11 protein-coding genes are annotated in these 8,560 nt (G+C 68.3%); 3 read left to right on the forward strand and 8 right to left on the reverse strand.

Going from position 1 to position 8,560, the window contains the following annotated elements; genetic code table 11:
- From A9X03_RS19520 to A9X03_RS19530, 3 genes are all read left to right on the forward strand, one after another.
- On the forward strand, window positions 1–584 hold a 584-nt coding region (locus A9X03_RS19520; protein ID WP_197696105.1), incomplete at its 5' end, for an SMP-30/gluconolactonase/LRE family protein.
- Window positions 585–597: 13 nt separating this feature from the next.
- Window positions 598–1,434, forward strand: a complete 837-nt coding sequence (locus A9X03_RS19525; protein WP_067755215.1) for a thioesterase family protein — start codon at window positions 598–600, stop codon at window positions 1,432–1,434.
- 28 nt (window positions 1,435–1,462) lie between these two features.
- Window positions 1,463–2,005 carry a TetR/AcrR family transcriptional regulator gene (locus A9X03_RS19530; protein ID WP_067270068.1) on the forward strand — a complete coding sequence of 181 codons (543 nt, stop codon included), beginning with the start codon at window positions 1,463–1,465 and terminating at the stop codon, window positions 2,003–2,005.
- Here the strand turns inward: A9X03_RS19530 and A9X03_RS19535 are convergent.
- The 8 genes from A9X03_RS19535 to A9X03_RS19570 all read right to left on the reverse strand — a co-directional run.
- Window positions 2,002–2,352 (reverse strand): hypothetical protein, encoded by a 351-nt coding sequence (locus A9X03_RS19535; protein ID WP_067755218.1) that lies wholly within the window; start codon window positions 2,350–2,352, stop codon window positions 2,002–2,004. The two genes, A9X03_RS19530 and A9X03_RS19535, sit on opposite strands and share 4 nt — an antisense overlap.
- Before the next feature lie 34 nt (window positions 2,353–2,386).
- On the reverse strand, window positions 2,387–3,727 hold the full coding sequence (locus A9X03_RS19540) for an FAD-binding oxidoreductase (RefSeq protein WP_067755222.1): 1,341 nt from the start codon (window positions 3,725–3,727) through the stop codon (window positions 2,387–2,389).
- A gap of 18 nt (window positions 3,728–3,745) precedes the next feature.
- Window positions 3,746–4,339, reverse strand: coding sequence for a DNA-3-methyladenine glycosylase I (locus A9X03_RS19545; protein WP_067755346.1), 594 nt, complete (start codon window positions 4,337–4,339; stop codon window positions 3,746–3,748).
- Between the two features lie 18 nt (window positions 4,340–4,357).
- Complete coding sequence (locus A9X03_RS19550) at window positions 4,358–5,302, reverse strand: aldo/keto reductase (protein WP_067755225.1); 945 nt, start codon at window positions 5,300–5,302, stop codon at window positions 4,358–4,360.
- Entirely contained in the window at window positions 5,289–6,041 is a 753-nt protein-coding gene (locus tag A9X03_RS19555; RefSeq protein ID WP_068262522.1) for a cysteine hydrolase, read from the reverse strand. The genes A9X03_RS19550 and A9X03_RS19555 overlap by 14 nt, the downstream gene beginning before the upstream one ends.
- A gap of 99 nt (window positions 6,042–6,140) precedes the next feature.
- Window positions 6,141–6,731: a TetR/AcrR family transcriptional regulator gene (locus A9X03_RS19560; RefSeq protein WP_068262525.1), complete on the reverse strand. Its 591-nt coding sequence runs from the start codon at window positions 6,729–6,731 to the stop codon at window positions 6,141–6,143.
- Between the two features lie 39 nt (window positions 6,732–6,770).
- A complete protein-coding gene (locus A9X03_RS19565; RefSeq protein WP_067755234.1) occupies window positions 6,771–7,511 on the reverse strand; it encodes a glucose 1-dehydrogenase in 741 nt (246 codons plus the stop codon).
- 16 nt (window positions 7,512–7,527) lie between these two features.
- A partial coding sequence (locus A9X03_RS19570; protein WP_068262527.1) for a diacylglycerol kinase occupies window positions 7,528–8,560 on the reverse strand: 1,033 nt, incomplete at its 5' end.

Raw genomic sequence — 8,560 nt, forward strand, 5'->3', positions numbered from 1 at the left:
GCGACGATCAGGGTCCGGCGATCGGGCGTGATCACCATGCCGTTGGGAAAGTCGAGTTCTTCGGCGACGACGCGGGCGCTGTCGTCCGGGTCCAGCCGGATGATGCAACCGCCGCGCAGCGCCTGGCACCCGATGTAGGCCCGGCCCGCGTCGTCGCCGAAGAACTCGACTTTCCCAACGGCATGGTGATCACGCCCGATCGCCGGACCCTGATCGTCGCCGAGTCGATCGGCCGGCGGCTGACCGCGTTCACGATCGATGAGGACGGCGGGCTGGCCGACCGCCGCGTTTTCGCCGAGGGCCTCGACGGTCCGCCCGACGGCATCGCGCTCGACGCCGACGGCGCGGTGTGGGCGTCGATGACGCTGGCCCACCAATTCGAGCGGATCATCGAGGGCGGCGCCGTCACCGACCGCATCGACATGGGTGAGCGCGTCGCCATCGCCTGCGCTCTCGGCGGCCCCGAGCGCCGGACGCTGTTCCTGTTGTCCAGCACGGACGCCTATCCCCAGCGCCTGGTCGGGACCCGGCTGTCCCGGCTGGACGCCGTCACCGTGACCACCCCCGGCGCCGGCCTGCCCTGACGAGAGATTGAGGATGACCGACTCCTACTACGAGCTCGTCGACGGCGCCGACCCGCTGGGGGAGAAGTTCCGGGCCACCGACCTGGCGCGCGGCACCTGGTCGGCCGCGATCCAGCACGGCGGGCCGGTGTCCGCGCTGCTGGTCCGCGCCCTGGAGCGGTGCGAACAGCGCGACGACACCCGCCTGTCCCGCGTCGTCATCGACCTGCTGGGCGGGGTTCCCGCCGAGGGTGACCTGTGGGTCAACGCGCGGGTGCAGCGCGGGGGCAAGCAGATCGAACTGGTCGGGGCCGAGATGCTGGCGCCCGGTCCCGACGGGGAGCCCCGCCCGGTGGCGCGCGCCAGCGGCTGGCGGTTGCAGACGCTGGACACCCGGGAGGTGGCCCACGCCGCGCCCGACATGCCCGCGCCGCGCAGCGAGGCACGCGACCGCAACCTGACGGCGCGGGACTGGGACCGCAACTACGTGCACAGCCTCGACTGGCTGTGGCTGACGGAACCGCTCAGCGAGGGCCCGGGCGAGTCGTGGATTCACCCGACCGTGGACCTGGTGACCGGCGAGAGCATGACACCGCTGGAGCGCCTGTTCGCCGTCGCCGACTGCGCCAACGGCATCGGCAGCAAGCTGGACATCAGCCGATGGACCTTCCTCAACACCGATCTGGCCGTGCACGTGTTCCGGGTTCCCGACGGGGACTGGATCGGCATCCGCGCCGAGACGAGTTACGGCCCGGACGGCGTCGGCACCACGGTCGGCACATTGTTCGACGAGCAGGGCGCGGTCGGGGCCATCCAGCAGTCCGTCCTGGTGCGCCCGCGCCCGCCCAAGTCCGGCCGGGGAGCGAAATGACCTTCCACCACTTCGTAGAGTTGCAGATATGAGCCGGCCGGCCCAGACCGCAGAACCTGACACCTCGACGCGTCAGCGGATCCTCGACGCCACCGCCGAGGTGCTCGGCCGCAACGGCAAGACCAAACTCAGCCTTTCCGACGTCGCCGCCCAGGCGGGGGTTTCCCGCCCGACGCTCTACCGCTGGTTCGCGTCCAAAGAGGAACTGCTGTCCGCCTTTTCGAGCTACGAGCGGCAGATCTTCGAGAGCGGCCTGGTGCGGGCCACCGCGGGCCTGAAGGGGGTCGACAAGCTCGACGCCGTGCTGCGGTTCATCGTCGAGTACCAGCACTCGTACTCCGGCGTCCGCATGGTCGACGTCGAGCCCGAGCACACCATCGCCCAGTTCTCCGGGGTCATCCCGCAGATGCGGGAGGGCCTCCAGCGCCACCTGCCCGGACCCAACGCCGCGGTGAAGGCGGCGACCGTCATCCGGATCGCGATCTCGCACTACATCGTCCCCAGCGACGACGCCGATCAGTTCCTGGCGCAGCTGCGGCACGCGGTCGGCATCAAGCCGCCGTCCGATTAGTCGAGCTGCACCGCGACCTTGACGCGGCCCTTCTCGTCTCGGCTGGCGCTCGCGTGTCCGGTCCGGTCCGCGCCGTCGAAGTTGAGCAGCGTGATCGGACCGCCCTCGCCGAGAAAGTTCCGCCACCAGGTCTTGTTATCGGGCGACATGACGTTGATGACGATGCCGTCACCGGAGCGGCGGTAGCCGACCGGGGTCTGGATCGTCTTGCCCGAACGCCTGCCGACGTAGCGAATCTTGATCAGCCCGCGTCGTACCAGTCGCCCGACGACGGGCGCGTCGATCATGCCGTTGAACAAGTTGTTGACGACTCCGACGATGGGCGTGTCGAAGATCCCGGATGCCATGGATCCCAGCTTATGTCAGGCGGCGCAAGAACGATCAGTCGAACAGGACCGCGGCGTTCAGGTAGCCGGTCGGGTCCAGCGCGGCCTTGATCGTGCGCATCGCCGCGACGTCCGCGGGCTCGCGGGACATGCCCAGGTAACCCCGCTTGCGGGTGCCGACGCCGTGTTCGGAGCTGACGTTGCCGCCGGATCGCGCGATCAGTTCCATCATCGGCCTGTACAGCGCCTCCTCCCTCTCGACTTGGCAGCGCAACACGTTGAGGTGCAGGTTGCCCTCGCCGATGTGGCCGAACAGCACGGGCAGCGCCTCCGGCGCGTGGGCGTCGATCAAATCGACTGCCTCCGCAGCGAATTCGTCGATCGACGACAGTGGTAGGGAGACGTCGAACTTCAGCGGCGGCCCGTACACGCCGAGCACCTCGACGAGTGATTCACGCACCTGCCACAACCGCTGCTGCGCGGCGACATCCACGCCAACCGCGGGTTCGGAGGACATTCGCGCGCCGTCGAGCAGGTCCGCGAGCCGGTCGGTCTGGTCGTGGTCGGCGGCCAGTTCCACCAGCAGCAGCCAGTCGCCGTCGACCGGTGAGCCGACCCCGAGGTGCTCGCCGGTCAGCGCGGCGGCCCGGCCGTCGATCAGTTCCAGCGCCGCGATGCCGTCGACGTCCCGGAACGTCCGGCCGGCATCGATCAGCGCCGCCAGGTCGTCGAACCCGCAGATCGCCGTCACCCGCCGCGCCGGGGTGGGGTGCAGGCGCAACTCCAGCGCGGTGATCACCCCCAGGGTGCCTTCGGCGCCGACGAACAGCGCCGACAGGTCGTAGCCGGTGTTGTCCCGGCGCACCCGGCTGTGGCGGCGCAGCAGCGAGCCGTCGGGCAGCGCCACCTCGAGGCCGACGACCTGTTCGCCCATGTTGCCGTAGCGGACCGTGCGCAGCCCGCCGGCGTTCGTCGACGCCATCCCCCCGACCGTCGCCGTGTCCCGCGCGGCCAGGTCCACGCCGAACAGCAGGCCGGCGACCCCCGCGGCCCGTTGCACCGCGGCCAGAGTCGCGCCCGCGCCCACCTGAATGCGGCGCTCGACGGTGTCGACAGGGTCGAGGGCGTGCAGCCGCTCGGTGGACAGCAGGACATCGTCGTGCTCGGGGACGGTGCCCGCCACCAGCGACGTGCGCCCGCCCTGCACGGTCACGTGGGACCCGGCATCCCGGCAGACCCGCAGCACCTCGGCGGCCTGTTCGGCCGAGCCGGGGCGCACCAGCGCACTGGCCCGGCCCCGATAGCGGCCGGTGTGGTCGACGCTGCGGCCCGCGAGCACATCGGGATCGGTGACGACGTGGTTCGATCCCACTACCTCGGCCAGGCTGCGCAGCATGCTCGCGGTTATAGCACCTCACGCCGGGGCACGGAAACAGCCCTCGAAATGACCGTTTTCAATCCCGACGGTATGCATGAACGAGTGGGCGACCACGGGTCCGACCATCCGAAAACCCGCTTCTCGCAACGCTGTTGACAGCTGGCGCGATTCCGGACTCACCAGCCGGCCATCGCTGAAGGTTCGGAGCCGATGGTGGCTGTGGGGTCGATGCTGCCAGGCCAGACGCGACAACGAGTGCGTCGATAACAGGCGGGCGTTGTGTAGCGTGGCTTCGATCTTGCGGCGATGGCGAATGATCGACGCATCGGTCATCAACCTTTGCACGTCGCCGGGCGTCATTGCTGCGACCGCCGCCGGGTTGAAGCCGTGGAACGCCTTGCGCAGGTTGTCCCGCTTGTCGAACACGGTCGCCCACGACAGGCCGTTCTCGAAGTAAGTCAGCACCAGCGCCTCGAAGAGCAAGGCCTCGTCGTGTGTCGGTGTTCCCCACTCGTGATCGTGATACGCGGTCAGATCGCGGCCCGTTTGGGTGGCCCACCGGCAGCGGGTGACGCCGTCGGGACCGGGTATCACGCTGGCAAGGTGGGTCGGCACGCCGACGCCGGCCATCGCCCTCACGACACGACCCTAGCCCCGAGGTACCTCGGCGAATCCCGGTTCACCCGCGTCGACGACGGAATTGAACCGGATCCGAGTTTCCAGACGTTCGTTGATCTCTTGGATCGCGCTGTCGGGAAGCGTTGTGACATCAAAGTTCTCGCGGATGCGCGGCGGTGAAACCGATGCGGTCAGAACCGCGCTGCCGCGCTGGATGCCCCAGGCCAGCAGCACTTGGGCGGGCGTCTTGCCGAGCCGCCGCGCGATCGATACGACGAGAGGGTCCTCAAGCAGCCGCGGTTCGAGTGCGTGCCCGAGTGAGGCGAAGGCCAACAAGATGATGCCGTCGGTCTCGCGCAGCTGGTGCAGCTCCCATTGGGGGTGGTACGGGTGCGACTCGACTTCCACGACCGCCGGCTTGATGCGCGCGGTCTCGATGATCTTTCTGGTGCCGTCGGCGTCGATGTCCGAGAGGCCTATTGCCCGCGTAAGGCCCTCGTCGACAAGGTCTTCCATCGCCGCCCAGGTTTCCGCCAGGGTGACCCCGTCGTCGTAGACGACGGCCCCGTGAATGTCACGGGGGTCTTGGTCGTCGCCCGGCTTGAAAGCGAACGGGGTGTGCACCAAATACAGATCGACCGCGTCGAGCCCGAGCCTGTCCAGGCTGGCTCGCAGGGCGGGCCGCACCCGCTCCGGTCGATGGTTGTTGTTCCACAACTTGGTGGTCACGAACAATTCCTCGCGGCGGACCGCTCGTTGCGCGAACAGATCTTTGAGGGCCGCACCGACCTCGGCTTCGTTCCGATACCGCTCGGCGGCGTCGAGGTGACGGAACCCCGCTTGGACCGCGGTCTTTACGGCATCACGCGTCTTGGTGTTGTCGGACAGCGAGGTGCCGAACCCGAGCGCCGGGATCGCGCCGCTCCCGTCGTTCAGCACGAACCTGCGTTGACTGAGACTTTCATTCGGTGCCATGGCGTTCGGACTCCTTTGTTTTCGACGGATCTACCGGGTTGGTCAGCAGGGCGACGGCTTCGGACGTGGTCCAAACGGCGCTGGCGAGGAATCGGAAATTCACCAAAGCGGCGAGGTAGCCGTCACATTCGGGCAGGCGCGGGCCGGCCGTGGCATCCTTGACGACGGCCACCTCGAAGCCCTGCTCGATGAGTTCGCGGAGATGGCCTTCGACGCACAGGTTGGCGGCCATCCCCGCCAGGACGACCTGGCTGACCCCGCGCTTGCGCAGCTGAAGCACCAGGTCATTCGATTCCGGGCCTACGATCTTGTGGGGTGAGGCGATGACGGTCCGGCCGTCGTGAATGTGGTTGCGGTAGGCCGGCAGGAAATCGGCGCCGGAGCCCACGAATCCGTCTGCCGCGTAGGCGCTTTGGCGCGCGAACATGCCGGCGGAGTCCATGAACTTCTCCAGCGGATCACCGAACCGCCACTGCTTGTCGGTGGGAAAGAAGTAGTGCGGCGACACCGCGACGGTGATGCCCGCCCGCTTCGCGGCGTCGAGCAACTCGCCGATATGGGCGACGACGTCGTTGTCCCGGACGCCGTCGCCGAACACCTGCCATGCGGCGCCCGCCGGGCTCAGGAAATCGATCTGCGGATCGGTGAGAACCAGCGCGGCGCGGTCGAGGTCGAGCTCGAAGCCGGAAGCGGGCAGCCCAGGCGTCTGGGGGTCGGCGTCTCTGGTTGGCTCCGGCATGGCGCGTCCTCGGGGTCGGAAGGGGTGGTCCCTCGATAATAAATGACCAGTCGTCTATTTAACAAGCGGCGCCCGTGAACGATTCCGCCGCCGACCACATCAGTGCAGAAGCGCCGGGACCGTCGTCGCCTCGAATCGGTCGTACGGGGCCCTACTGCGGGTCACCTTCCCCCGCAGGGCCGCACCTTCCCACGCCTCGATCAGTTGGGAGGCGAGTTCGGGAGCGGCGAGGTCGCGACGGACGCCACCGGAGCGCCGCTGCCCGGACCGCACACACTCGGTGAGGGCGGCGCCCCAGCGATCGAGAATGCGCACGAGTTCGGCGCGCACCGGCTCGCTCGAACCGCCCAGCTCGAGCGACAGGTTGCCGATCAGGCAGCCAAGCAGGAAATCGCCGGCCTCGTGCTCGTCGGCAAGGGCATGGAAGAAGCGGGTGATCCGGTCCTGTGCCGGACCGGCTTCGTCGAGGATCGGCAGCAGGCGCGCCTCGATGTCGGCCCAGTAATGCTCGAGGATCGCCGCCGCGAACGCTTCCTTGCTTGGGAAATACGCGTAGAACGACCCCTTCGGGACGCCCGCCGCGTCGGTGATGTCCTTGACACCACTCGCTGAAAATCCCCGAGCGTGCACCAGTTCGAGCCCCGCGGCAAGGAGGCGACGGCGCACCTCGGGATTCGGCGGACGCGGCATTCCTCGATGTTAGCCGACCGGTCGCCTATCTTCGACGGTCTAGAACGCCTTGTGCGGCACGTCGGTCACCAGCCCGCCGTCCATGACGAACTCGCTGCCAGTCGAGTAGGACGACTCGTCGCTGGCCAGGAACAGGATGAACGTCGACACCTCCCGCGACTCGGCCGGGCGGCCGAGCGGGATCGTCACCATGTCGTCGGGCAGGTGCTGTGTCATCGGGGTGCGGATGAAGCCGGGGTGCACCGAGTTGACGCGGATGTTGTGCGGCGCCAGCTCCAAAGCCGCGGACTTCGCCAGGCCGCGCACCCCCCACTTGGAGGCGACGTACGGGTGCACCATTGGCGCGCCGCGCAGCCCCTCGATGGAGGACACGTTGATGATCGACCCGCCGCCCGCGGCGATCATCGGCTCGACGGCCGCCCGCATGCCCAGGAAGGTTCCAGTCAGGTTGACGTCAATCACCTTCTGCCACTTGGCCAGATCGAAACTCTTCAGCGGTCCGAGCGCGACGGTCCCGGCGTTGTTGACCAACACGTTGAGCTTGCCGAATTCGCTGACCGCGGTCTCGACGGCGGCCTCCCACTGGTCGGGCTGGGTCACGTCGAGGTGGACATAGCGAACGGCGTCACCGATTTCGTCGGCGACGGCCTTGCCCTCGTCGTCGAGGATGTCGCCGATCACCACCTTGGCGCCCTCGGACGCCAGCAGCCGCGCATGCTCGGCGCCCATCCCCCGGGCGCCCCCGCTGATCAGCGCAACCTTGCCATCTACCCGTCCCACAGGGACTCCTTTCGATTTAAGTGCTCACCAAAGTGGTTGGTGCGTAAAGGCCTTTGCCGGTGACCAACGGCAGGTCGAGCGTGGTCCGAATGCCGGGCGGTGCCGCGATGACCGCGGGGATCGCATTGACGATGCGGCCCGCGGCGCCGGCGATCGCCGCGTGGTTGTGATCGCCCTTGCGGCTGCTCGGGATGATGTCGACGGCGTACGACGGCTCCCCGGTGATCTCGACGCGGTAGGAGCCGTCGCCCGCGGCGGGCTGAGGCAGGTCCGGCCGCAAGTCGGGCCGCAGCCGGGTGACGTGCTCGATGACGATCGCGGGGTGGCCCTTGACCATGCCGCGGATCTCGAACTGCAGCACCGCCACGGTGCCCTTGGCGACCCGGCCCACCGCGATATCGAAGTCCTCCGGCGCCGGCTCCCGCTGGTAGGACTCGGTGATCTCGTCGACCTCGATGCCCAGGCCGGCGGCCAGCTGACGGATCGCAGTGCCCCAGGCGATGCTGAGGATGCCCGGTTGCAGCAGCATCGGGATCTCGTCCATCGGACGGCCAAACCCCATGTAGTGCATCACCTCTGCGCCGTCGTAACTCGCGTAGTCGTGAATCTCCATGCAGCGCACCTGCTCGACGCGCTGGCAGGTCCCGGCGAGGGCGAACGGGATCAGGTCGTTGGCGAATCCCGGGTCGACACCGCTGATGAAGATGCTCGAATTGCCTTGCTTGGCAGCGTCTTCGACGCGGCCGATGTACTTGTCGGGCATCACGCCCCACGGGTATTGCAGCAGCCCGGGCGAAGAGCCGACGACGTTGACACCGGCGGCCAGGATGCGCATGACGTCGGCCATCGCCTCGGGCAGCCGGGTGTCGCCCATCGCGCAGTAGACGACGCACTCGGGCCGGGTGGCCAGCAGCGCGTCGAGGTCCGAGACGGCCGTCACCCCGGTGACCACACCGGGTTCCAGGGCGACGCCGCAGAGTTCACCGGCGTCCTTGCCGACCTTCTCCGGGGTGGACACGCACACGCCCGTCAGCTCGAACTGCGGATTG

The sequence above is a fragment of the Mycobacterium sp. E1715 genome, from assembly GCF_001667625.1.
Taxonomy (GTDB): Bacteria; Actinomycetota; Actinomycetes; order Mycobacteriales; family Mycobacteriaceae; genus Mycobacterium.